Origin of the sequence: Klebsiella sp. 28 (assembly GCF_018223905.1) — a bacterium.
Lineage (GTDB): Bacteria > Pseudomonadota > Gammaproteobacteria > Enterobacterales > Enterobacteriaceae > Klebsiella > Klebsiella pneumoniae.
In genome coordinates, this window is the sequence record NZ_JAGRQY010000320.1 from 1 (window position 1) to 994 (window position 994).

General features: G+C 62.4%; 2 protein-coding genes. One reads left to right on the forward strand and one right to left on the reverse strand.

All coding sequences use genetic code 11. From position 1 onward, the window contains the following. Positions 1–510, forward strand: a 510-nt coding sequence (locus KHQ28_RS28835) for a molybdopterin dinucleotide binding domain-containing protein (protein ID WP_323131625.1), incomplete at its 5' end; no start/stop codon positions are given. A 107-nt stretch (positions 511–617) separates the two neighbouring features. Here the strand turns inward: KHQ28_RS28835 and KHQ28_RS28840 are convergent. Continuing rightward, the coding region (locus KHQ28_RS28840; protein ID WP_211777810.1) for an acireductone dioxygenase at positions 618–994 on the reverse strand (377 nt) is incomplete at its 5' end.

Consider the following 994-nt stretch of genomic DNA (forward strand, 5'->3'; position numbering starts at 1 on the left):
TGCCCTGGCCATCCGTGGTGGGATGAACAGGAGGCCGCCCGCCAGCGGCAGGAGGCGGCGCGCTGGCCGCTTCATCTGCTCTCCAGCCAGCCGCGCGCCCGCCTGCACAGTCAGTACGACCACGGCAGCGTCAGCCTGGCGACGAAAATTCAGGGACGCGAGCCGCTGTGGATGCATCCGAGCGATGCGCAGGCAAGGGATATCCGCGAAGGCAGCGTGGTGAAAGTCTATAACGACCGCGGGGCGATTCTGGCGGGCGTGCACCTGAGCGAGCAGATTTTGCCCGGCGTGGTACAGATGTCCACCGGCGCCTGGTATGACCCGCTGGATCCGAAGGAAGAACGGTCGCTCGATAAGCACGGTAATCCCAACGTATTAACCGAGGATCGCGGCAGTTCGCGCCTGGGACAGGGCTGTAGCGCCCAGAGCTGCTGGGTGGAGATCGCCCCGTGGCGAGAGGAGCTGCCGCCGATCACCGCCTTTGATCCGCCGAAGTTTATTGAAGTTTAGGCGTTGGCGCTCGCCGGCGGCGGGGCGGGTAGCCCGGAGAAGGCGCGGTATGCGCCGCCTCCGGCAAAGCCCGCGCCTGGCGGTTTAAGACTGACGACAGTTTGACGTTACGCCAGCCGCGGGTAGGCGCTGGCGATATCGTCGCCGGTAAACTGGGCGATCCAGCCTTCCGGGTTATCAAAAATGCGAATGGCGGTGAAGTTCGGTTCTGATCCCATATCAAACCAGTGCGGAGTGTGGGCGGGAACCGAAATCAGATCGTTCTTTTCGCACAGCACCTGGAACACCTCGTCGCCAATGTGCAGGCAAAACAGGCCAGCGCCCTCGACAAAAAACCGCACCTCGTCTTCGCCATGGGTGTGCTCGTTCAGGAACTTTTCCCGCAGCGCCTCTTTTTGCGGGTTATCGGCGCGCAGGCTGATGACGTCCCAGCTCTGATAGCCCTTTTCGGCGACCAGTTTATCAATCGCATGCTGATAGGCGG